Below are 21,642 nucleotides of genomic sequence, written 5' to 3'. Positions count from 1 at the left end.
AAGGCGGCCCTGCCCGCCGTCACCGCCCCGTCACCGCCCACCGGGGGCCGCATCCGGGCCCCACCCCGATGCGAACCCGGAAGCGACACAAGGTTTCTGACGGAACGTCGGCGACCTGCCGGCCGCCTGTCCTGCCCCGTAACCGCATCCCGCCGCATCCCGCATCCCGCATCCCGCATCCGCGCACGCCGCATCCCGCACCGAGCCGTCGACCGCCCGAATGTCCCACCGCCCACCGCAAAGGAGACAGCCCACATGAAGGGCTCCGTTGCCTACCGATCGATTCAGAAGCGCGGTCTTCACATCGGCCTGCTGCCGGAGATGGCGGCCGCCGTCAACCCCTCGACCCCGATCAGCCTCGACCACGACCTGGGCGTCCTGCCCGAGGCGGGACGTCGCCTGACGGTGGCCCAGTACGCCGACCACGTCGACGACCTCGCGGCCCGCCTGTGGGCGGCCGGTGTCCGCCCCGACGAGCGGGTCGTCATCTACAAGACGGCCAACGCCGACCACTGGATGCTCGCCGCGGCGATCTCCCGCATCGGCGGGGTCGTCGTGAACCTCTCACCGGCCCTGGACGCCACGACCGTGGGCGTCCTGCTGGAGCGGGTCGACCAGCCGACCCTGCTCACCGACGGCGCCAAGCTCGACGTCCTGGCCGACGTGCCGCTGGCGGACCTCACCCGGCGGGTCATCACCTCGGCCGGCGAGCGGCCCGGCGCCATCCCGCTCGCCGGACTCGCCGGCTCGCCGCGCGTCAAGCCGGTCGTGCGGCCCATCGACGAGGCCGCCGTCATCACCCACACCTCCGGCACCACCGGCATTCCCAAGCTCGTCGTGCACACGCCCCGCACCCAGGGCATCCGCCTCGTACCGCAGTGGCGGCTGCTGTCGCTGATGCGGAAGAAGGAGACCGTCGCGATCAACGTGCCCTTCGTGCACTCGCGGATGGTCGCGGCGATGTCCCTGGCGCTGCTCAAGGAGTACCCGGTCCTGCTCATGCGGGAGACGGGCCCCGCCGAGGTCGCCGAGCAGTTCGTCAAGCACCGGCCGGCCTTCGTCGAGGCGCTGCCCAACTCGCTGATGGAGTGGGAGGAGCTCGCCGATGACCCGCGGGCGCCGTTCGGGTCGGTGAAGGTCTTCAGCAGCACCTTCGACGCCATCCACCCCGGCACGATGAGCAAGCTCCTGCACGCCTCCGACCGGCGCGGCGCGCTGTTCTTCCAGATCTACGGGCAGAGCGAGGTCGGCCCGGCCGTCGGCCGCGCCTACTTCCGCCACTCCGCCCACAAGGCCAACGGCCGCTGCGTCGGCTGGGCCATGCCGAAGGGCGCCGCGAAGATCCGCGTGGTCAGCCGGGACGGCAACCCGCCCTCCGAGACGAACCCCGGTGCCATCGAGGTCGCCTGGGACGGCATCGCGAAGACCTACTTCGGCGAGCAGGAGCGCTACGACAGCAACCGCAAGGGCCAGTGGTGGGGCACCGGCGACGTCGGCTACCGCACCAGGTTCGGCTGCCTGCACATGCTCGACCGGGAGATCGACATGATCCCCGGCGTGAGGAGCTCCCTGGAGATCGAGGACGTCGTGCTGAGCCGGCTGCACGAGCTGACCGAACTGGTCGTGGTGCAGGGCCCCAACTCCGAACCGGTGCCGGTGATCTGCACCGTCGACGACAAGCCCCTGGACCTCGACCGCTGGCGGGCGGCCGTCACCGCGTTCCCCCAGCTCGCCGACCCCGTGCAGATCCCGCAGGCCGAGCTGCCCAGGACCGCCACGCTGAAGGTGCAGCGCCTGGCGCTGGCCCGGCGATTCGAGGAGCAGCTCCAGCAGCAGGCGTAAGGCGGTAGCGGGGATCAGCACACCGCCGCGGCGGTGACATCCCCTCACCCTCCAGAGGGGCCCCGCCAGCCGCGCTCGCCCGGTCCCGCCAGCCCCTGGCGGGACCGTCGCGGTCCACGACCGCGCTGTCCGCCTGCGAGCCGGGCGCCGTCGACACGCTGCGCGCGACCCCGGCCCGACGGCGACCCCGGCCCGACGGCGACCCCGGCCGGTGGCTACCGCTGCTGCCACTGGTCCCAGGTGATCTCGTACCGCCGGCATACCCCCTGCCCCAGGCCGCCTGCCGCGGCCGGTAGCCGAGTTCGGCCTCGTCCAGCGGGCCCTGCGGCTCGGGACGCAGGCAGAACCGGCCGATGAACGCGCCGCCGTCCTTCTCGTGCGCGGCGAACAGGCCGGGATCGCCGCGCCGCCTCTCGTAGCCGGCGATGCTGCTCGGCAGCCGGCGCTCGCGGGCCGTCTCCGGGGCGGTCGGACCCCCGCTCGGATGGCGCATCACCGCGGCGTCGCTGTCCGGCTCGATCAGCAGGTCCGCGTGGTCGGCAGTGAAGCGGCGCAGGGCCAGGCGCTCGGTCCCGGACACGTGGCCACACGGAGTTGATCACGCCGGGAGCACGGCGGGCAGTTCAACGGCTGCACTCGGGGTGCGGCCGGCGCACCGCACGACGGCACTGTTCATTCCGCGCGCGGGCCGGCATCGCGGGAGGGCGCTCGCGGACCTCGGCCCGGGTGGGACGCCGGCCCGTCCTGTCTGCCCCCGGGGCCCGGCCCGCACCCCGCTTTTCGCCGAACCCGGGCAGGACAGCGGCCGCTCGCAGCCCTGCACCAGGCGTGCGACGCAGCCTTGCGCGAGGACGCCTGGTGCGCACGCAGCGGTACCGCGTCCCGTGCCATGGCCGCCTCGCGCAACCTGACCCCCGGGCTCGTCCGCCAGGCCGGCCGGACGACCATCGCCGCCGCGACGGCGACCCCTGCCGGTCAGGCCCGCAGCACGCACCGCACGTGCGGATATCGCGGTTCGAGGAGGCGTCAGCCCGGCCGCCCCCGCTGCTTCCGCCCTCCATCATCCGCCATATGCCTTGAAGTTGGCTTGAGGTTCGATTGGCGCCGGCTAGGCGCGCCGGCCCTCGACGCCCGAAGTCGCGCACAATGGCCGAGGAATTGCCTGCCCAGAATCCACGACAGGTGAAATGCGCCCGTGGAAATGGAGAGTTCACGGATGGCTGACGAGAAGGTAGATGCCGGTATCGCGAGCCCCGGCACTCCGGATGCGTGGCGCATCGCGGAGTTGGAACGCGAGGTCCGAGAACTTCGCCGCACCAACAAGGCACTGCGGATATGCGTGGCCAGGCAGTTCGAACTCGATTCCGACGTCACGGCGGCCGAGAGGGCCGCCGCCGGAACCGGCGTCACGAACGGCGTCACCAACGGTGTTCCGAACGGCGTCTTAAAGGGCCCCGCGAACGCGGGGAACAATGCGGCCGCGGCGCACGGGCGAGCGGAGGACGCCCAGTGGGCCACGCAGCGGTCGCCGCACAGCCCCGCGCCACGCCCCACGGTCGCCTTCCGCGCCCTGGGCCCGATCGAGGCCGCCGTCGGCGGCCGCCTCGTCGACCTCGGCGCGCCCAAGCAACGCGCCCTGCTGGCCCTGCTGGTCAGCAAGGTGGGCCGGCCGACGGCCTTCGACGTGATCGTCGAGGAGCTGTGGACCGGGCACCCGCCGCCCGCCGCCGTCTCGTCACTCCACGCCTATGTCGCCAATCTGCGCCGGGTGCTGGAGCCCGGCCGCGCGCCCCGTACACAGCCGACGGTGCTGCGCACCTACGGACGCGGCTACCTCCTCGACAGCCGGGCCGTCGAGGTCGACGTACACCGGTTCAGCGAACGGGCCGTCGCCGGCTGGCAGGCCCTGGACCGGGGCGACCCGCACAGCGCGGTGAACGAGTTCGAGGGAGCGCTGGCGCTGTGGCGCGGGCCGGCCTACGCCGAGGTGGCGGACACCGACTACGTGCGGCCGGACGTGGCACGGCTGGAGGAGCTGCGGCTGTCGGTGGTCGAGGGACGCTGCGCGGCCCTGCTCGCGGCCGGCGCCCACGAGATCGCGGCGGCCGAACTGGAGGCCTTCGTCCAGGACCACCCCTTGCGTGAATACGGCTGCGAACTGCTGAGCCTGGCCCTGTACCGGGCGGGCCGGCAGGTCGACGCGCTGGCGGTGCTGCGTACCAACCAGCGGTGGCTGGCGGAGGAGCTGGGGATCGATCCGCGGCCGGCGCTGCAACTGCTCGAGGAGCAGATACTCAACCACGCCCCGTCCCTGGACTGGCGACCCCATCCCCGGCCGGACACCAAGCCGGCCCGGCGCCCCGCAACGCTGCCGGATCAGCGCGCACCGCACTGGAGCGCCCGCCGCCAGCCGGCCCCTCACGGGCTGCTGCCCCGCGGCGACGTCCGGCGCTCACCCCTGCCGGCGGAGCTGTAGCCGTCACGTGGGAGCGGGTGTTCACCGCTGTGCCGGGCCGAGCGGACGCCGGGACGAACCTGCGGCGGCGCCCCACGGCCCCGGCGACCGGGGTCAGTCGAAGAGGGCGACGAGTCCGTTCACCCAGATCGCGAGGAACACAAGGGCCGCCGCCAGGCAGCCGACGCCCGCCAGCACACCGCCGGCCGTCCACGGCCCGCCGGGCGCCTCGTCCTCGCCTGCCAGGTCCTCCCGGTAGGAGGCGGGGTCGTCCCAGTCGACGGGGCGCCCCGACTCCTCGGCGCGGGCGGTCCGCACCGCGACCAGCTGTCCCTGCGCGAAGGCGGTGGCGGCCTTCGCCTCGGGGCCGCGCCAGGCCAGGGCCTTCATCCGCCACCCGGGAGAGCCGTACCGCGCCTCGAAGGCGGCGGTCTCGTCGGCGTCGCGGTCCTCTTCGAGGTACATCCAGCGTCCGGCCTCGGCGGCGTCGCCGTAGAGCCGGTACACCTCGGCCAGACGACGGCGCAGCGTCAGATCGTGCGGGAAGGACGAGATGAGACCGCGCAGGCGCTGGCGGGCGACGGGAACCCGGCCGGCGGCCAGGTCTGCGTCGATGCGGTCGAGGGTCGCTCTCAGGGGCATGAACGCATGATCGGCTACCGCTGCGATCCGCGTCGACACGGTTTCCTCTCACCTGCCCTGCCTGCCTGCCTGCCTGCCCGCCTGCCCGCCTGCCGGCGACGGTGACGGTGATGGCGTCGGCGTCGGCGTCGGCGTCGGCTGAACCTCACGCAGACGGGACGCCGGCAGCCGTCACGCGGATGCCGCGCCGCGGTGCGCGGGCGGCCGGGGCGGCTCGCCCGAGCGCGCGTGGGACAGCGCAACGCACCACCCCCGGAGCGGGGATGGTGCGTCGACGTGCTGCGGGGGTCAGGCCCCGGTCATGCCTTGGCGGCCTCGGGGGAGGACGCCTGAGCGGCCCCGGCAGAGGTCGCTGTGGCGGGGGCGGGCGCTTCGGCCAGCACCTCGGCGGCCTCCGCGTGCGCGTCCCGCTTCTCGGCGCTCACCTTCCCGAGCAGGAACAGCGCGATCACACCGGCGGCGGCCAGTACGCCCGCGGCGAAGTACAGCGCCAGTGCGTATCCGTCGGAGGCGACCGCCGCGAGGTTGCCCTCCCCCGCGTGGTCGGTGACGTAGCGCAGGGCGATGGGCACCAGGATGGCGAGGCCGAGGGCCGCGCCGATCTGCTGCATCGAGGTCTGCACACCGGAGGCCAGACCCGCTTCCTGCCCGCTGACCTCGTGCAGTCCGCCGTTGATCAGCAGGGGGAAGCCCATGCCGTTGAAGAACGCGAAGAAGACCAGCCCGGGCATGACCCCGCCGGTGTAGGTGGCGTCGGGGCCGAAGCCGTTGGCGGCGATGACCTGACCCACGGCGGCACCGAAGAAGGCGATGATCACGAGGGGCTTGACGCCGACGCGGGGCGCCAGCGCGGTGGACAGGCCCATGCCGACACCCGTCGCGACGGTGAGCGGAATGTAGGCCAGGCCCGTCTCCATCGGCGAGTAGTCCAGCACGTGCTGGAGGTACAGGGTGGCGACGAAGGCATAGGTGTAGAACGACGCGAACGACATCATGCTGATGACGTTGCTCGTCACGCGCGTGCGGTTCTTGAAGAACTTCAGCGGGATCATCGGGTCGGGTACGCGCGCCTCCCACACGATGGTGAAGGCCAGCGCGGCGATTCCGCCCAGCAGCGGCAGCAGCACCGTCGAGGAGCCCCACGCGTGGTCGGTCGCCTTCAGCAGCCCGTAGACGACACCCACCAGGCCGACGGTGGTCCCGAACGCGCCGACCGCGTCCAGCCGCTGACCCTCGCGGCGGGCCATCCGGCTCTCCGGCATCAGGCGCGGAATCGCGAGCAGCGCGAGCACCACGACCGGGATGTTGATGTAGAAGACCCAGCGCCAGTCGATGAAGTCGGTCACCAGACCGCCGGCGACCGAGCCGACGGCCCCGCCGAGGGCGGACAGCCCGCCCCAGATGCCCAGCGCCTTCGCCCGCTCCTTGCCGTCGGTGAACAGCACGGCGATGAGGCCGAGCGCGGCCGGTGCCGCGAGCGCCTCACCGAAGCCCTGGAGGAACCGGCCGGCGACGAGCAGACCGGGGGTGTTCGCGGCGCCGCACATGACCGAGGAAACGCCGAAGAGCAGGACGCCCGCCACGAAGATCTTGCGGCGGCCGAGCAGGTCGGCCACCCGCCCGCCCAGCAGCAGGAATCCGGCGGCCATCAGCAGATAACCGTTGACCACCCAGGCCAGACCCTCGGTGGTGAAACCGAGGTCGTCCTGGATGTTGGGGAGCGCGATGTTCACGACGGTGACGTCCAGCATGAGCATGAACTGCACCGCGGTGAGTACAGCCAGCGCTTTCCAGCGCAGGGGACTGCCGCCGCTGTGGCCGCCCGCCTGCTCCTGTGAATTCGTGCTTACGGTACTCATGACGTTAGTTGTCTCCCATTATCCGGGGCCGGACGGTGTCCGCCGCTGGCCGGTGTTTCCGCTGGCCGATGATGTGGCGCTCGACGCTGGGCATCAGCGGCTCGACGATCTCGTCCGCCGATGCCGACGCGGTCGGCTCCCCGCGCAGGACGTAAGGCCACAGCGATACGCCCCACAGCTGCGAGGCCGACGCGTTGTTGTCGATGTGGGCCGGGAACGAGCACAACGTCGCCGTCCTGTTCCGGGAAGTCACCGCACGCGGCTTTCCCGGCAGCGAGGCCGCCGTCCGATTCCATGTGTCTTTTCACTGCGAAGCCCTGGATGCCGGCCTGCCCCTGCCGGCGGAGGGCGGGCAGGACCAGCATCCGGTGGCTCACGCGGGCACAGGTGTGTAGTAGCGCTGGATCGTGGGGCCGAAGAGGCTCAGGAGCTCCTCGTGCGATGCCGACGCGACCGGCTCTATCTTCAGGATGTACCGCAGGATGATCAGACCCCAGACCTGCGCCGCCGCCGCGTTGGCGTGCAGCGGCGGCACCTGGATCAGTGCCGTCGTCGCCTCGCTCAGGTCCGTCACCGACTTCCCGAGCGCCTCCCCGCCCAGGCGCGGGAGCTCGGACGACATCCACTGACGCATCTGTGCCGCTCCCGCATCGCTGCTGACGGCGACCCGGAAGGCCTCGAGGACCTGCGGCCCTGTCTCGGGGTCCTCGAAGGTCTTCAGGAGCGTACCGACGAGGCGCTCGCCCAACTCCTCACGCGGCCCGGAGAGCGCAGCCGCCCCGGCCTGCGCGATGGCGCGCCCGTACGCGGCCAGGGCGGCCGCGCCTTCTACCTCAACGACTTCAGTCATGCTTCCTCTTTCCTCCAGATATGCGACGGCGGCCACGAGCCGGGCGTGGCCGGCCGGACAGGCGCCCATACGGTCGCTCACCCTGCTCGGCCTGCGCTTGATATCCACTTGATGGGCCGACTCGGAACCTGATCACTGCTGCCCGGGGCGCGCGGGGCCCCGGCCGCCTGCGCGGCGGCGGTGACCCCGCCGGGCCCGGCCGCCGCGACCGGCTAGGACGCGCTGTCGTCCCGGTCGGCCGCGAAAGCGGCGTTCGAGGCCCCGCGCGCCTTCTGGTAGTAGGCGGCGAGCTTGTAGTACGCCTCGCCGGACGGTGCCAGCGCGACGGCGGAAACGAACTCACGACCGCCTTCGTACGCGTGGGGCACGCCGCTCGCGAACTCCTCGATCTCCGGGTGGAAGGGAGCGGGGAGCTCCCCCGGGTTCTGCGTCTTCACGGAGAAGCAGATGCGCTCGACCGCCGAGGAGTCCCAGTTGAACGTGGGGTACACGGAGAACGACCGCTTGATGAACTCCGTGACGCGTGCGTCCGGCTCCGGGAACCCGAACGCGCGCAGCAGCGCGAGCTTGGTCTCCGTCTCCACCGCCGTCACGGCGAAGTACACGTTCAGCGTGCGCTTGGGGTAGTTGATGCCGATGGTCGACACCGTGTCGTCCAGGCCGAGACGCGTCAGCATGCCCACATGCTCGGCAAGACCGGGCGGCATGGACGGAATGCCGGCGAACTTCGCCAGCGGCGGGAAGTCGTCGAGCGGGAAGAACGCATAGGACTTCTTGAAGCCGCCGACGATGCCGTACTCGACGCCGTAACTCGCGATGGCGCAGCGCGCCTGGATCTCCGCCAGCAGCGAGCCGACGGGATGGTCCGTCCCCTCGATGAGACCGTTCGCCAGCGCGGTGGCATACGGGTCGGCGCCGTCGGGAGACAGCGAGAAGTCGAAGTCGACTTCCCCGCGGTGACGTTCACCGGCCGCCATGCTGAAAACGATGTGGGAATCGGGCAGTTCGTCCCCGAACACATTCAGCGCCGGGGACACCTGGTCGGGAGAACAAGGCACACCCAGCAGCCGGGCCGTTTCCTCAACCGCCGAATAGACCTTATCCAATCCAGCGGGTCCTGGCATGAGCTCCTCCAAGGGTCAGCCTATGTATGCGGCATGCACCACAACCGTCGCTCACCCCGCTTGGCGGTGACTTGGTGTGTGAGGCGCGTACGACCACCGCACAGGCGGTGCCGCGGTCCGCGCCCGGCCGGGAACCGCCGGCCGCGCCGTTTCGTACCGGGCCCGCCCCACGCCACGGCCGGCGCAGCCCGCCCTGAGCGGCGCGGCAGGGCACCGGCGAACCCGACCGCGGGAGCACCCCGCCCGCCCTTCTTTGCCCTCACCCGCCCCCGGTACCTGCTGCCTGTCGCGCCGCTCGCGTTCCGCTCCAAGCAGGCTCCACCTGCGCTGCAGCCGCACCGCGCACGCTGACGCAGACCACCGCCTGCCGTGTCTGCGCCCCAGCGCACCAGCCCCGTCCAAGGAGATGTGTCGTGACCACTGCAGTGACCCGCCGGGCCGCCACCGACCAGGAGCCCGCTGCCTCCGCACGGCGCACCGTCGAGGACCTGCTCCAGCGCGTCCAGGACCGGCTGAGCTCCTTCCTCGCCGCCGAACGCGCCCACTACGCCGAGGTGCACGACCACGCCGTCGTCGCCATCGACGCGCTGTCCGACCTCGCCACCGCCGGCGGCAAGCTCATCCGCCCGGCCTTCTGCCTCACCGGCTACCTCGCCGCGGGCGGCGACCCCGACGACCCCGCCATCGTCGACGCGGCCGCCGCCCTGGAACTGCTGCACATCTCCGCCCTCGTCCACGACGACGTCCTGGACGACTCCCGCACCCGGCGCGGCAAGCCCGCCGTCCACCTCCTGCACTCCACGCTGCACCGCACCCGCGGCTGGCAGGGCGAGTCCCGCCGGTTCGGCGAGGGCGTCGCCCTCCTCGTCGGCGACCTCGCCCTGGTCTACTCCGACGAGCTGATGTCCACCGCCCCGCGCGGCGCCTTCGCCGAATGGCACCGGCTGCGCTCCGAAGTGATGATCGGCCAGTACATGGACGTCGCCGCGGCCGCCGAGTTCAGCATCGACCCCGACCTGTCCCGGCTGATCGCCCTGATCAAGTCCGGCCGCTACACCATCCACCGCCCCCTGGTCGTCGGCGCGAGCGCGGCCGGCCGCGCCGACCTCGCCCCCGCCCTCGCCCAGTACGGCGAGGCGGTCGGCGAGGCCTTCCAGCTCCGCGACGACCTGCTGGACGCGTTCGGCGACTCCGCCCAGACCGGCAAGACGGCCGGACTCGACTTCAGCCAGCACAAGATGACCCTCCTGCTGGGCTGGGCGATGCAGCGCGACGCCCGCATCCGCGACCTCATCACCGAGCCCGGACACACCCCCGACGAGATACGCGGCCGCCTGCTGGACACCGGCGTCCCCGAGGACGTCGAACGGCACATCGCCGCCCTCGTCGAGCAGGGCCGCACCGCCATCGCCGACGCGCCCGTCGACGCGGTGTGGCGCGGCGAACTGGCGAACATGGCCCTGCGCGTGGCCTACCGGAACAAGTGACCCGCCCCCGTACGGCAGTTGGAGGAAGCATGTCGGAAACCACGCAGCTGGCGGACCTCTTCGCCGGGGTCGAGGAATCGGCGGGACTCATCGACGTGGCCTGCTCGCGCGAGAAGGTCTGGCCCGTCCTGGAGGCGTTCGAGGACGCCATCCCGCAGGCCATCATCGCCTTCCGGGTGGCGACCAACGCCCGCCACGAAGGAGAGTTCGACTGCCGCTTCACCATCCCGCGGCACATCGACCCCTACCTGCGCGCCCGCGACCACGGCTTCATCACACAGAGCGGCCGCCCCGCGGAGACCCTGCTGGCCGACATCCAGCAGCACTGCCCCATCGACAGCTACGGCATCGACTTCGGCATCGTCGGCGGCTTCCGCAAGATCTGGGTGTACTTCCCCGGCGGCCACCGCCAGAGCCTCGCCGAACTGCGCGACCTGCCCTCGATGCCGCCGAGCCTCGCCGAGAACTTCGCCTTCTTCGCCGACCGCGGCCTGGCCGACAAGATAGACGTCGTCGCCATCGACTACCGCAACAACACCGTCAACCTGTACTTCACCGGCTTCCCCGACCACCTGCGCCGCCCCGACGAGGTCCTGGCGATGCACCGCGCCACCGGCATGCCCGACCCCAGCGAGCAGATGCTGAGGTTCTGCGAGAAGTCCTTCGGCTTCTACGCCACCCTGAGCTGGAACTCGGCGGACATCGAACGCATCGCCTTCAGCGTGAAGACCCGCGACCCGCTGGCACTGCCCGCCCGCCTCGGCCCGAAGATCGAACACTTCCTCACCAGCGTCGCCTACGGCGGCGACGACCCCAAGATGGTCTACGCGGCCATGACGTCCTCGGGCGAGGAGTACTACAAACTCCAGCAGTACTACCGCTTCCAGGCGCGCAGCCGGCTGGACCTGATGCCGTCGATCGACCATGCCGCCGACGCCGCGTAGCGCGAGCCGCCCCGCGCAGTTCCACTTCCACCGGATGGAGCGTCTCCTGCGCGGCCACCCGCTGCGCACCGTCTCGGTGGACGGCGTGAGCGCCGAGTTCGTCACGGACGCGGCCCTGGTGCGCCGCATCCTCGTCAAGGACGGCAAGCACTACGGCAAGGGCGAACTCTTCCAGAAGGCGAGGATCCTCAGCCGGGCCGGGCTGCTCGCCCAGGACGACACCCTGCACCGGCACTACCGGCGACTGGCGCACCCCTACCTGCGCACCGCCGCGGTCGCCGGCCACGCCCCGCTGATGGAGGAGATCGCCCGGGACACGGCGGCCTCATGGCGCCCCGGGCAACCGGTCGACGTCCAGGCCGCGATGTGCCGGGCGGCGAGCGCCATCGCGCTGAACACCCTCTTCGGCGCGCTGGCGCGCGAGACGTCCGACGTGCTCGGCGCACACCTCGCGGCCCTGTCCTGGGAAATGATCAGAAAGCCGCTGTACGGAAGGGCGGCCCGCTCACCGCAGCCCTCCCGGCGGCTCGCGAAGGCGTTCACCGCCTTCCGTACGCTGCTCGCCTCATGCGTCGCCGGCCGCCTCGGCTCCCCGGCCGCGGCCGCCGATCACCTCTCGGCGCTGCTGGCGGACACCGGACCGGACGGCGCCGCCGCCCTGAGCGCGGATCAGATCTGCGACGAGGCCGTCATGATGCTGACCGCGGCCACCGTCACCACCGCCTCGGTGATGTCCTGGGCCCTGCACCTGCTCGCCGAGGACCCGCTGATCGAGGAGAAGGTCCTCAAGGACCTGGCCCGGACCACGGCCGGGGGAGAGGGCGCGGACGCAGCCGGGCGCTCCGGCCACGGCCACGGCCCGCCCGGCTACGCCCTGCGCTTCCTGATGGAGGTACTGCGGCTCTACCCGCCCGTATGGATCACCTGCCGGACGGCCCTCTCGGAGGTCACGCTCGGCGAACACGCCCTGCCCGCGGGCACCCACGTGATGTTCAGCTCCTACCTGCTGCACAGGGACCCCGGCCGCTACCGCGACCCCCACCGCTTGGACCCGGACCGCTGGCTCACCCTCAGGCCGAACGCGCAGGACGCCTCCTACCTCCCCTTCGGCGCCGGAGCCCGCGGATGCGTCGGCGAGGCATTCGCCTGGAAGGAACTGGAGATCCTGCTCGGCGCGGTGGCCCGCGAATGGCGGCTGACCCTCCCACCGGGCAGCCGGGTCCGCGCCGCGGCGCACACCACCTTGCACCCGCAGCGCCTGCTCATGATCCCCCAGCCGCGCTAGCCCGCCCCCTCAGCCGCACCAACGCCCCACGCCCCTTCCCCAGTCGTGTCCGATCGCGCGCCCCGACCAGCCGAGGAGTGCCGCCATGGCGACCCCCACGACCCACGCACGGACAGCCGAGATCACCTCCCGGGCCCGGACCGAGGCCCGCTCCATGGCAGGCGCCGGTCCGGACCTCACGCACCGCCCGCAGCACGGCCCCCTGGCCGCCGCCGCGCTGCGCACACACCGCAGGCTGTCGGCCGGCCTGCGCCACAGCGTCCCGCTCACCGTCCTCGGCCCGGCCGGCGGCACAGTGCACGCCCTCACCGCCTTCCTCGCGGTGTACGCCGCCCAGGACCCCGACGACACAATGACCGCCCGGGACCGCCACTGAACGTTCGCGGCGCAGGCTGCTGCACGAGGCCCGACGCCTTGACCGTGCTGTCGTAACCGAGCGGCTGCGCCTGCCGGCACCGCAGTAGGCGCAACCCGGCCGCCCGGGCAGCCGAGGGCGAAGGGGCCGGGTTCCGGGACCGGGGCGCGGGAGCGGGCTGTACCGGCGGTGTCCGTCCGAACGGCGGGGATGCGGGGGAGGGGCGGGGCCGTCGGATAAGTCGGTGACGTTCAGTCGGGTGTCGGGCCGGCAGTGCGTGCAGGCGCGCAGACCGTCGGCCAGGAGACGGCGGGCTTCGTCGCGGCCGACGGCGCGACGGCGCTTGCCCGCCGAGAAGCAGTCGCCGGCATGGACCTGGACCGGCGGCCGGCCGGCGCCGATGCCGAGCTCGACGGTCCACTCCGGCGCCCGCGGCCTGCGCGCCCGGCCCCGTTCGGTCTCGGCCTGCCGCTGCCGCACGGCCGCGATCCTGGCGTCGATGCGGGCCAGCCACATGGCGTGCCACACCCGCAGGGTGTGCAGGCGCTCCAGGTCGGGCGGCAGGTCATCGAACATATTTTTGATTCTATGCCCGCGATCAGCGCTCGGGCCTCGCGTGTTCGATTTTTTGTTCGATAACATGGATGGGGGAGGTGGGTGTCATGACCGCACAGACGCCGGCGGGTCGGAGCACGGTGATGCAGGTGCGCTGCCCGGACCGGCTGCCGCAGGAGACGTACCGGCAGGTTCTGGAGGAAATGGCGGAGCTCTCCCCGGTCGTGCAGGCCCTGCCGCCGGCCGCGGCCCTGGCGGAGCTGAAGGGCGCCCTGCGCTATCACGGCGCCGATGCCCGCCGGCTGGGGGAGATGCTGCGGGTGCGCACCCTGTCCCGTCTCGGTGTCGACATCCGGGTCGGTATCGGGCCGTCCATCACGGTCGCGGCGACCGCCTGCGCCCGGATCGGCGCCCCCGGTGGCGTCCTCGCCGTCGCCCCCGACCAGGTCACCGACTGGCTCGGCCCGCTGCCGGTCGACGCCCTGCACGGCATCGGCCCCCGCCAGGCGGCAGCGCTGCACGACTACGGCATCCACACCGTCGCCCTGCTCGCCGCCGTCCCCGCCGAGACGGTGCAGCGCCTGCTGGGCGGCCGCGCCGGCCGCACCGCCGCCGACCGCGCCCGCGGCATCGACCCGCGCCCCGTCACCCCCCGCGGGCTTCCCGCCGCCGCGACCGTGCGCTGCTCCTTCTCCCGCCACGCCCTGGACGGCGCCGACGTCCGCAGCGCCCTGCTTCACCTGGTCGTGCGGCTCGGACACCTGCTGCGCGGGCGTGGCCAGGCCGCCCGTGGCCTGACGCTGGTCCTGAAGTTCGCCGGCGGCGCCTCGTGGGAGAGGACCCGCCGCCTTCCCGAGCCGTCCGCGCACGACGACGACCTGCGCGTCCTCGCCTACCGGCTGATGGACGCCGCCGGTCTGCAGCGTGGCCGCCTGACCGCGCTGGCACTGAAGGGGGAGGACCTGGTCGACGCCGGCCGGGTCGCCCGGCAGATCAGCCTCGATGACGCCCGGGAGGCCCGGTTGGTGGCCGAAGCGGCCATCGACCGCGTCCGCGACAGGTTCGGCGCCGGCGTCATCGGCCCGGCCGCCGTCTTCCGGTGCGCCTCGTGAACAGGAGACGGCGAAGCCGCGGGGCACGACCGGCTCCGAAGGCGTGTCGCCTGCTCGGCGTGCCCGCCCGGCGAACGCCGGCCCGTCCGGGCGCTCACCGTCACTGCTGCTGGGTGGCGGAGGGCGTGCGCAGCGCGAGCATGGCGACGTCGTCGTCGTTGTCGCCGGGGCGGACCTGGTCCAGCAGGGAGTCGCAGAAGGAGTCCAGGGGCCGGTGCGCGAGGGAGGCTGCGTGCCGGCGCAGCCGGTCCAGACCGTGGTCGATGGAGCGGCGCGGGGATTCGACCAGTCCGTCGGTGTAGAGCAGGAGCGTGGCCCGGGGCGGCAGGACGGTGACGGCGTCGGGACGGTGTCTGCTGACCCCGGTCCCCAGGAGTATGCCGTGAGCTTCGTCGAGGTAGCGGGCCTGGCCGTCGTGGGTGACGAGCAGTGGTGGCGGGTGGCCGGCGTTCGTCCAGTGCAGGTGCCACAGGGTGTCCTGGGCCAGGGTGAGCCTGGCGAGGATCATGGTCGCCATGGGGACCTCGGCTATGTGCATCACGGCCTCGTCGAGCCGGGTGACGACGCTGCTCGGGGCGGCCTCCGGGTGGGACCAGGCGAAGGCGCGGAGCATGTTGCGGACCTGCGCCATACCGGCTGCGGCGTCGAGGTCGTGCCCGACGACATCGCCGATGGCCAGTGCGTGGGCATGGTCGGCCAGGGCGAAGGCGTCGTACCAGTCACCGCCCACGGAGGAGGCGTCCGGAGCGGGCACGTAGCGTGCGGTCATCTCCAGCCCGGGCAGGACGGGGAGCTGCGGCAGCAGGTGGCGCTGCATGGTTTCGGCGACTTTGCGCTGGCGCTGGTACAGGCGCGCGTTGTCCAGCGCCAGGCCTGCCCGGCGGGTGAGGTCCTCCAGCAGCGGCAGGTCGGCAGGGGTGAAGGCGTCATGTCGCTGTGCGCGGCCCAGGGTCAGGGCGCCCAGTACGTCGCGCAGACCGCGAATGGGAGCGATGGCAGCGGAGTGCATTCCCGTCTCGGTGAACAAACGCTGCTGCTCGACCGCGATGCCTGAATCGGGCGGCCCCTGGTAGGTGGCGGGACCGACGAGGGAGGAGGCGGCGCCACGCAGGGCCCGCGACAGGGGCATCGGCGACTCCGACGGCACGGGAGGCATCGGGCCCTGCAGGTCGTCGCGCTCGATCAGAATGCCGTCCTTGTGCTCTGCCACCAGAACGCGTCGTACTTCGTCCCGTTCGGTGAGGAGGTCGAACACTGCCCAGTCCGCCAGGCGTGGCACGGTCAGGGCCGCCAGCCGGTGCAGCGCCTCCTCCGCGTCCAGAGTGGAGGTGAGCTGTGTGGTCGTCTCCGCCAGCAGGGCCAGGCGGTCCAGCTCCGTCAGCGGGGCGGAGTGCCGGTCGTCGCCGGGGTGCACGTCCTCCTGCCCCGGTCCGTGCAGCATCGTCAGCGCACCTGTCACCCCCGGGCCGAGTGCGCAGGGCGTGACCAGCCAGGACAGCTGGACGAAAGTGCCGTTGCCGCAGGCGAACCACTCGGCGTCGCCGTGCATGGTCTGCCGCGTGAGCAGCGCCTTCCTCATCCGGCAGCGAGTGCGCGGCATCGCGTGCCCGTGCCTGTCGCGGTGCAGCAGGTCGTGGAAATCCCGCCCGACGAGTTCCGGGGCCTTGCGGCCCAGCAGGTTCTGGGCCGCGCTGTTGGCCGCGACGATGAGGCCGTCGTCATCGACCGCGACGGCGGACGCCTGCAGGCTTTCCAGCGCCTGGTCGAGCAGGGCGCCGGATGGGGCCTGATGCCCGGGCGCGGGAATGCCTTCCCTGCCGGGGTCGGCGTCGTCGTCCATGTCCCTCCTTCGTCATGACACGAATCCCTCCGTCTACCCCGACCGGACCGATGCATGTGACAACGGCCTGCTGCCGTACCGCAGCAGCAGCAGCAGCAGCGGCGGGCGGCCCCTGGGGCCCGCCCGCCGAGACGTTCCGCCCACCGGGTCGTCCAGCAGGCGTCGCGCCATGTCGCGCCTGGTCAGTGCTGCCGCTTGCCGTGGTAGCGCCCGGCGAGGCGGGCGAGTGCGACGGCGGCGAGGAGGAGACCGAAGTCGCGCAGCGCGATGGCGTAGTGATCGGGGATGGTCAGGAGGGGTAATGCCGTCGGCGCCCCCCAGGGCCCGAGCCTTCGAGGCGCTCGCACACCGCCCGAGTCGGTGAGCGCAGGACCGGTCAGCCCACCTCTGGTGTGTTTGCGTGATGACTGCACACATGCGGGACGGCGGGGTCGCTTCTAGGCTGTTGCTGCTCGGGGTTACCGCGGAGGTTGGTCATGCCCCGATCCATCTGGTCCGGCGCCATCTCGTTCGGGCTGGTCACGGTGCCGATCCATGTGCAGTCTGCGCGGGAGGACCACTCGATCCGGTTTCACCGGTACCACCTCGAGGACCTGGGCAGGATCCGCACGAGGAAGGTGTGCGAGCTGGAGGACCGCGAGGTCAGCCAGGCGGAGATCGGCAAGGGGTATGAGTACTCCAAGACCCAGGTGATCCCGATCAGCGACGAGGATCTGAGCAACCTGCCGCTGCCGACGGCCAAGGCGATCGAGATCGACGCGTTCGTGCCGTGGGAGTCGATCGACCCGATCCGGATCGGCGAGGGCTACTACCTGGCGCCGGACGGGCAGGTCGCGGCCAAGCCCTACAAACTGCTGCGGCAGGCGCTGACGCGGTCGGCGAAGGTGGCGGTGGCGAAGTACGCGTGGTCGGGCCGTGAGCGGCTGGGGCTGCTGCGGGTGCACGGCGAGGCGATCGTGCTGCACGCGATGCACTGGCCGGACGAGGTCCGCGACCCCACCGAACTGCTGCCACCGCCCGTGGAGCTGTCCGAGGACGAGATCCAGGGCGCACTGGCGCTGATGGACAGCATGACCCGCGACAACCTCGAGGGGGAGGACTTCCGCGACGCGTACACCGAAGCCGTCGCGAAGATCATCGAAGCCAAGCGGGAGGACAAGCCGCTCCCGGACGCGCCGGAGCCGACGGAGCAGGGCCAGGTCCTGGACCTGATGGCCGCATTGCAGGAGTCGGTGCGCAAGGCGCAGGCCTCCCGCGGCGAGACGGGCGAGACGGGCGAGACGGGCGAGACGGGCGAGGCCGAGGCCGACGTCCACGAGCTGGCGCAGCCGAAGAAGAAGGCGCCTGCGAAGAAGACCGCCAGGAAGACGCCGGTCAAGAAGGCCACGGCCACGGCCGCCTCGCAGAAGACGACTGCCGCCAAGAAGGCCACGAAGAAGACGGCGGCGCGCAGACCGCGCAGCGCGTGAGGCGGCCGTACGCCGGAGCGGGCAAGATGGCGGTAGGGCTCCCGTTCCGTGTTTCCCCCGAGCCGGGACGGGAGCCCGCCCGCCGGCCGGTGGACGGCGCGGGAATGCCGGCGCGGCGGACCGTGTTGTGAGGGGTGTGGTCGTGGAGGGGACAGTGTCCCCGGGCCTCACCTATTGCCTGCGGGGACGATCGTCCGGCTGAAGCCCCGCAGAGCCTTTCGCCGCGTAGGCGACCGCCCTCCACGACCACACCTCTTCGTCCGCGGCCCCGGCCGGCGTCCTAGCCGACCGGGGCCGCACCCCTGTCTGTCGCCGGCCGCCGACGCTGCCTGATCATGGACGGCAACGACCACCTCGACCTGACGAGACCGAAGAATCAGAACCGACCCCGGTCAGGGGCGCACTGCGGCACGGAGCTGATGACGATCTCCGAAACCTCCACCGCGGCTCGGCTGATCCGCAAGACTTGCTCTTGTTTCCCGGCCGAGAAGGGGACGGCAGGCATGGCGAACAGCGCACTTCTGGTGATGGACGTCCAACGGGACGTCGTGGCCATCGCCGACGACGGTTCCGGGTACCTGCCGCGCTTGCGCAGGGCGATCGACGGCGCCCGGGCGGCCGGCATCCCCGTGATCTACGTGGTGATGGGACTGCGGCCGGGCGATCCGCAAGTCAGCCCTCGCAACAAGGTGATGACCAACGCCGTGCGGGCCGGCCTGTTCACCGAGGGCGCCCCCGGCACCGCGATCCATGACGACGTCGCGCCCCAGCAGGGCGACGTCGTGGTCACCAAGAGGCGGGGGAGCGCGTTCTCGGGCAGCGACCTCGACCTGGTACTGAGGGCTCGCGACATCGACAGCCTGGTTCTCACCGGCATCGCCACCAGCGCTGTAGTGCTGTCCACCCTGTGGCACGCCATCGACCTGGACTTCGGCCTCACCGTCCTGGCGGATGCCTGCCTCGACACCGACCCCGAGGTGCACACGATGCTCACCGAGAAGCTGTTCCCGCAGTGGGCAGACGTCGTCGCCGTCGAGGACTGACTCAAAGCCATCGCACCGCGATAGCGGGAAGCCGTCCCGACCCTCGCGTGATGATCACCCCGACTCACACACCAGTCGCAGGACTCCAGCCGGCCTCGGCGATCGCGCTGGGCGTGGGCGACGGTAACTGCCCGGGAAGGCGCACCGCCGTCCCTGCGGCGCTCCCGTTCGTCCACCGCCGTGCACGCCCAAGGACGGGTGTGGTGACGGTGGTTGCTCATGGGGTGGGTGATGGTGGCGTGGGATGCGGGAGATGCTGCTTCTTGCGGGCGAGTTGAGCTGTTCGAAGAGCTGTGGGGACCGATTTTGATTGTGCGGTGTTCGATGCTGACCGCTTTGCACGTGCAGGCGTGTCGGATACCGCAGCGATGTCATTTACGTACGGTAGCGCTATGCGTTCGTTTGAGTGGGCAGGTAAGTTCCCCTCAACGCGCGAGTGAGCCCCGGCACGGCGGGATACCAGACCGGGGCTCAACTCAACTCTCCTCTTCGATCAAGGAGTTGACATGCCCCCTGACCGAACCTCCATCTTCGACCGGTCGCCGGATCCGGCTCGGCCGAAGCGGTTCGACCGTAACATCCCGCAACAGGCCGCGGTTGAAACTCGCGATCTGCGTGACAGGGAAGTCACCATGCAGGTAGGGGCGTTCATTGCGGCCCCCGTCCTTGGCATCGTGCTGGTCCTGCGGCCCGAGGCGTACGACCTCGCCGCAACGGCGGTCTGCATGCTGCTGGCCGCAACACGTCGTTCGCACCTGCGCTACCGGCGGATTCGCACCGCCTGACGAACAGGTGGCTGCCGTCCGGCAGGGAAAGCCGGCCGGACGGCAGCCACCCGGTGCACGGAGAATTCACCTGCCCTGGCCCACACAGCAGGCGCCACGCCGTGTCGGGATCTGTCGAATCTCTCCATTTCCGCACCCGTGCCTGTTCCCGGTAGCACTTCGCGGAAGGGATGCCCCTGCCATGACGCCGAAAGACCTAGGCCCCGCCTACTGCCCCAACCCGGAGTGCGGCAAGCCGATCGGCCGCAGCCCCGGCTCCGGGCGGCCGCGCAATTACTGCAGCGACACCTGCGGCCGTGCCTACCGCAAGGCCCGTGAGAAGTCCCTCACCCCCGACGCCCTCGCCCACCAGGCATTTGCCGGCCAGGTCGCCGACGAACTGGCCCGGGTGGTCACTCAGCTGCTGCAGCTGGCCCACACCAGGCAGCCCCTGGCAGCGCTGAGCCTCATGCGTGTGGCAGAGGGCGATCTCGAGGACCTCAAGGCCGCACTGATCCAGCAGGCCCGCGACGACCGGCAGAAGAATGCCGACATCGCTCAGTGCCTGGGGCTGCCCTCCGAGCAGCTCACCCGCAAATACTCGGCCGAAGCCGTGCGCCGCCGTAAGGAAAGCCGCCCGCTGCGCACCCGAACGAGGGTGCGTCTGCCGCGTCAGGCCGCCCCTGCGGCCACGTCGGCACCGCAGGCAGTGTCTGCCGCGCGGTTGCCTGCCCACCGCCGTACGGCCGATGGCGGAGGAGAGGTGACGACGTCCCGGGCCAGAGCCCCCGACCGGCACGCCCACAGCCCGGCTGCCGTACTCACTCGTGCTCTGTCCCAGTTGCAGCACCTGAGCGGCAAGTCCCGTCGTGAACTCGCCGACGACATAGAGGTGTCCGCCTCCTACGTCTCGCGCGTCCTCAGCGGCGAACGCTGCCCCTCCTGGAAGATCGCACGCCGGCTCACCCTCGCCTGCGGCGGAGACCCGGCAGAGATCCAGCCGCTGTGGATAGCCGCCCGCGGACAGACGCCCGCTCAGTGTCAGAGTCTGCCCGCGGCCCTGCGCGGACTGCACCTTGCCGCCGCCCGCCCCCGCGCCGACCAGATCAAAGCGAGCACACGCCTGACCGCGCACGCCATCACCGGCATGTTCAACGGCACAGCCCTACCGGCCTGGGAGGACGTCGAAGAACTCGCCCACGCTCTGAACGCTGAAGCCCAGCCGCTGCGGCCCCTGTGGAATGCCGCACGCGCCGCCCTGGCCGGCCCGCTGCCCTGCACAGCCGACTTCGCGACCAAGGTGACCGGATGACCACCTCCACCCCATCTCGCCCCACCGCCCCTGCCCGCGCCGACGCAGCACGCCTCCCGCGGTCTCGCACCAGCAAAAGCCAGCCGCGCGAGCCGGCCGACCTCACTGCAGCACTTCCTCCCGCCTTCGAGGCGTTCTGCGCCCTCAACCGCGACAGCTACCTCGACTACGCCCGCGCCCACCTGCCGCACGTACAGGCCCACCGCCTGGTCCGCGGCCTGCTCGGCGAACTCGCCGTCGGCTGGCTCGACATCGTCGGCAGCCCCAACCCCCAAGCCAGGGCCTGGACACATCTGCGCACCCGGGTCCAGCTCACCGCCCCTGCCCTGCCCGCTCTGCAAACCTGTTCCCCGCACCAGTACGACGCACTGGTCCTGCACTGCAGGCTCGGCTACACCAGCGCCGGCGCCGCCGCCGTCATGGGCCTGGACGCGAGCAAGATCCGCTACCTGGTCCTGTCGGCGACGTCAGCCCGACGGCAGGCCGTACGACACCTGCATCCCAGGCCCGCCGTCTCCCGCGCGGCCTGAGCGAGCCACCCGACCGAAGTCCGCGAAATCCTGCAGGGTGCTCTCGGCTCGGAAGACGACACACAGCGCACCGTCATCCTCACCTGGCGGCCGTGGAAGCTGCCGCCGGTATCTCCGGCGGCGCCCGCCAGGACGCCCGACGGCACGCCCGACCGGGCACCGGTGCCGCGCCAG

At 71.7% G+C, this 21,642-nt stretch carries 19 protein-coding genes and 2 pseudogenes; 12 read left to right on the top strand and 9 right to left on the bottom strand.

What is annotated here, in order from left to right:
* Nucleotides 1-255: 255 nt before the first annotated feature.
* Nucleotides 256-1,842, top strand: coding sequence for a class I adenylate-forming enzyme family protein (locus QF030_RS40155; RefSeq protein ID WP_307167921.1), 1,587 nt, complete (start codon nt 256-258; stop codon nt 1,840-1,842).
* Nucleotides 1,843-2,110: 268 nt separating this feature from the next.
* Here QF030_RS40155 and QF030_RS40150 read toward each other — a convergent pair.
* A pseudogene (locus QF030_RS40150) lies at nt 2,111-2,422 on the bottom strand (GNAT family N-acetyltransferase); the annotation flags it as partial.
* A 636-nt stretch (nt 2,423-3,058) separates the two neighbouring features.
* On the opposite strand from QF030_RS40150, the gene QF030_RS40145 reads away from it, so the two are divergent.
* A complete protein-coding gene (locus QF030_RS40145) occupies nt 3,059-4,318 on the top strand; it encodes an AfsR/SARP family transcriptional regulator (RefSeq protein WP_307167920.1) in 1,260 nt (419 codons plus the stop codon).
* 93 nt (nt 4,319-4,411) lie between these two features.
* On the opposite strand, the gene QF030_RS40140 is transcribed toward QF030_RS40145, so the two are convergent.
* The 5 genes from QF030_RS40140 to QF030_RS40120 all read right to left on the bottom strand — a co-directional run bounded on the left by QF030_RS40140 (nt 4,412) and on the right by QF030_RS40120 (nt 8,772).
* Nucleotides 4,412-4,939, bottom strand: a complete 528-nt coding sequence (locus QF030_RS40140; RefSeq protein ID WP_307167919.1) for a DUF6584 family protein — start codon at nt 4,937-4,939, stop codon at nt 4,412-4,414.
* Between the two features lie 299 nt (nt 4,940-5,238).
* Nucleotides 5,239-6,798 (bottom strand): DHA2 family efflux MFS transporter permease subunit, encoded by a 1,560-nt coding sequence (locus QF030_RS40135; protein ID WP_307167918.1) that lies wholly within the window; start codon nt 6,796-6,798, stop codon nt 5,239-5,241.
* Nucleotides 6,799-6,802: 4 nt separating this feature from the next.
* On the bottom strand, nt 6,803-7,051 hold the full coding sequence (locus tag QF030_RS40130; protein ID WP_307167917.1) for a hypothetical protein: 249 nt from the start codon (nt 7,049-7,051) through the stop codon (nt 6,803-6,805).
* A gap of 120 nt (nt 7,052-7,171) precedes the next feature.
* Nucleotides 7,172-7,648: a TetR/AcrR family transcriptional regulator gene (locus QF030_RS40125; protein WP_307167916.1), complete on the bottom strand. Its 477-nt coding sequence runs from the start codon at nt 7,646-7,648 to the stop codon at nt 7,172-7,174.
* 212 nt (nt 7,649-7,860) lie between these two features.
* Complete coding sequence (locus QF030_RS40120; protein WP_307167915.1) at nt 7,861-8,772, bottom strand: aromatic prenyltransferase; 912 nt, start codon at nt 8,770-8,772, stop codon at nt 7,861-7,863.
* Nucleotides 8,773-9,185: 413 nt separating this feature from the next.
* Here QF030_RS40120 and QF030_RS40115 point away from each other — a divergent pair, with 413 nt between their 5' ends.
* From QF030_RS40115 to QF030_RS40100, 4 genes are all read left to right on the top strand, one after another.
* On the top strand, nt 9,186-10,259 hold the full coding sequence (locus QF030_RS40115; protein ID WP_307167914.1) for a polyprenyl synthetase family protein: 1,074 nt from the start codon (nt 9,186-9,188) through the stop codon (nt 10,257-10,259).
* A 29-nt stretch (nt 10,260-10,288) separates the two neighbouring features.
* The gene (locus tag QF030_RS40110) at nt 10,289-11,203 is read left to right on the top strand and encodes an aromatic prenyltransferase (RefSeq protein WP_307167913.1); all 915 of its coding nucleotides are present in this window, start codon (nt 10,289-10,291) and stop codon (nt 11,201-11,203) included.
* 34 nt (nt 11,204-11,237) lie between these two features.
* Nucleotides 11,238-12,488 (top strand): cytochrome P450, encoded by a 1,251-nt coding sequence (locus QF030_RS40105; RefSeq protein ID WP_307167912.1) that lies wholly within the window; start codon nt 11,238-11,240, stop codon nt 12,486-12,488.
* 85 nt (nt 12,489-12,573) lie between these two features.
* Complete coding sequence (locus QF030_RS40100) at nt 12,574-12,864, top strand: hypothetical protein (protein ID WP_307167968.1); 291 nt, start codon at nt 12,574-12,576, stop codon at nt 12,862-12,864.
* 291 nt (nt 12,865-13,155) lie between these two features.
* On the opposite strand, the pseudogene QF030_RS40095 reads toward QF030_RS40100, so the two are convergent.
* Nucleotides 13,156-13,359, bottom strand: a pseudogene (locus QF030_RS40095) (DUF6233 domain-containing protein); the annotation flags it as partial.
* Nucleotides 13,360-13,505: 146 nt separating this feature from the next.
* Between QF030_RS40095 and QF030_RS40090 the strand changes: the two are divergent.
* Nucleotides 13,506-14,510 (top strand): DNA polymerase Y family protein, encoded by a 1,005-nt coding sequence (locus tag QF030_RS40090; RefSeq protein WP_307167911.1) that lies wholly within the window; start codon nt 13,506-13,508, stop codon nt 14,508-14,510.
* Between the two features lie 100 nt (nt 14,511-14,610).
* Here the strand turns inward: QF030_RS40090 and QF030_RS40085 are convergent, their stop codons facing one another.
* Nucleotides 14,611-16,350, bottom strand: a complete 1,740-nt coding sequence (locus QF030_RS40085) for a SpoIIE family protein phosphatase (RefSeq protein WP_307167910.1) — start codon at nt 16,348-16,350, stop codon at nt 14,611-14,613.
* Nucleotides 16,351-16,532: 182 nt separating this feature from the next.
* The gene (locus QF030_RS40080) at nt 16,533-16,697 is read right to left on the bottom strand and encodes a hypothetical protein (RefSeq protein ID WP_307167967.1); all 165 of its coding nucleotides are present in this window, start codon (nt 16,695-16,697) and stop codon (nt 16,533-16,535) included.
* 129 nt (nt 16,698-16,826) lie between these two features.
* On the opposite strand from QF030_RS40080, the gene ku reads away from it, so the two are divergent.
* From ku to QF030_RS40055, 5 genes are all read left to right on the top strand, one after another.
* Nucleotides 16,827-17,819 (top strand): non-homologous end joining protein Ku, encoded by a 993-nt coding sequence (ku, locus tag QF030_RS40075; RefSeq protein WP_307167909.1) that lies wholly within the window; start codon nt 16,827-16,829, stop codon nt 17,817-17,819.
* Between the two features lie 503 nt (nt 17,820-18,322).
* Nucleotides 18,323-18,862, top strand: coding sequence for a cysteine hydrolase family protein (locus QF030_RS40070; RefSeq protein ID WP_307167908.1), 540 nt, complete (start codon nt 18,323-18,325; stop codon nt 18,860-18,862).
* A gap of 506 nt (nt 18,863-19,368) precedes the next feature.
* A complete protein-coding gene (locus tag QF030_RS40065; RefSeq protein WP_307167907.1) occupies nt 19,369-19,647 on the top strand; it encodes a hypothetical protein in 279 nt (92 codons plus the stop codon).
* A gap of 181 nt (nt 19,648-19,828) precedes the next feature.
* Nucleotides 19,829-20,938, top strand: coding sequence for a helix-turn-helix domain-containing protein (locus QF030_RS40060; RefSeq protein ID WP_307167906.1), 1,110 nt, complete (start codon nt 19,829-19,831; stop codon nt 20,936-20,938).
* Complete coding sequence (locus QF030_RS40055; protein ID WP_307167905.1) at nt 20,935-21,468, top strand: hypothetical protein; 534 nt, start codon at nt 20,935-20,937, stop codon at nt 21,466-21,468. Before QF030_RS40060 ends, QF030_RS40055 begins: the two co-directional genes overlap by 4 nt.
* Nucleotides 21,469-21,642 lie beyond the last annotated feature (174 nt).

This window comes from Streptomyces rishiriensis, assembly GCF_030815485.1.
In the GTDB taxonomy this organism is placed as follows: domain Bacteria; phylum Actinomycetota; class Actinomycetes; order Streptomycetales; family Streptomycetaceae; genus Streptomyces; species Streptomyces rishiriensis_A.
The sequence above is the reverse complement of the archived record's forward strand: the minus strand, read 5'-3'. Positions and strand labels throughout refer to the sequence as shown.

What these genes read in the sequence shown, in the direction of transcription:
- QF030_RS40110 (WP_307167913.1), top strand. Translation starts at nt 10,289, where the DNA reads ATGTCGGAAACCACGCAGCTGGCGGACCTCTTCGCCGGGGTCGAGGAA.
- QF030_RS40065 (WP_307167907.1), top strand. Translation starts at nt 19,369, where the DNA reads ATGCCCCCTGACCGAACCTCCATCTTCGACCGGTCGCCGGATCCGGCT.
- ku (WP_307167909.1), top strand. Translation starts at nt 16,827, where the DNA reads ATGCCCCGATCCATCTGGTCCGGCGCCATCTCGTTCGGGCTGGTCACG.
- QF030_RS40140 (WP_307167919.1), bottom strand. Translation starts at nt 4,939, where the DNA reads ATGCCCCTGAGAGCGACCCTCGACCGCATCGACGCAGACCTGGCCGCC.
- QF030_RS40070 (WP_307167908.1), top strand. Translation starts at nt 18,323, where the DNA reads ATGGCGAACAGCGCACTTCTGGTGATGGACGTCCAACGGGACGTCGTG.
- QF030_RS40105 (WP_307167912.1), top strand. Translation starts at nt 11,238, where the DNA reads ATGGAGCGTCTCCTGCGCGGCCACCCGCTGCGCACCGTCTCGGTGGAC.
- QF030_RS40090 (WP_307167911.1), top strand. Translation starts at nt 13,506, where the DNA reads ATGACCGCACAGACGCCGGCGGGTCGGAGCACGGTGATGCAGGTGCGC.
- QF030_RS40135 (WP_307167918.1), bottom strand. Translation starts at nt 6,798, where the DNA reads ATGAGTACCGTAAGCACGAATTCACAGGAGCAGGCGGGCGGCCACAGC.
- QF030_RS40145 (WP_307167920.1), top strand. Translation starts at nt 3,059, where the DNA reads ATGGCTGACGAGAAGGTAGATGCCGGTATCGCGAGCCCCGGCACTCCG.
- QF030_RS40055 (WP_307167905.1), top strand. Translation starts at nt 20,935, where the DNA reads ATGACCACCTCCACCCCATCTCGCCCCACCGCCCCTGCCCGCGCCGAC.
- QF030_RS40060 (WP_307167906.1), top strand. Translation starts at nt 19,829, where the DNA reads ATGACGCCGAAAGACCTAGGCCCCGCCTACTGCCCCAACCCGGAGTGC.
- QF030_RS40085 (WP_307167910.1), bottom strand. Translation starts at nt 16,350, where the DNA reads ATGGACGACGACGCCGACCCCGGCAGGGAAGGCATTCCCGCGCCCGGG.
- QF030_RS40125 (WP_307167916.1), bottom strand. Translation starts at nt 7,648, where the DNA reads ATGACTGAAGTCGTTGAGGTAGAAGGCGCGGCCGCCCTGGCCGCGTAC.
- QF030_RS40100 (WP_307167968.1), top strand. Translation starts at nt 12,574, where the DNA reads ATGGCGACCCCCACGACCCACGCACGGACAGCCGAGATCACCTCCCGG.
- QF030_RS40120 (WP_307167915.1), bottom strand. Translation starts at nt 8,772, where the DNA reads ATGCCAGGACCCGCTGGATTGGATAAGGTCTATTCGGCGGTTGAGGAA.
- QF030_RS40155 (WP_307167921.1), top strand. Translation starts at nt 256, where the DNA reads ATGAAGGGCTCCGTTGCCTACCGATCGATTCAGAAGCGCGGTCTTCAC.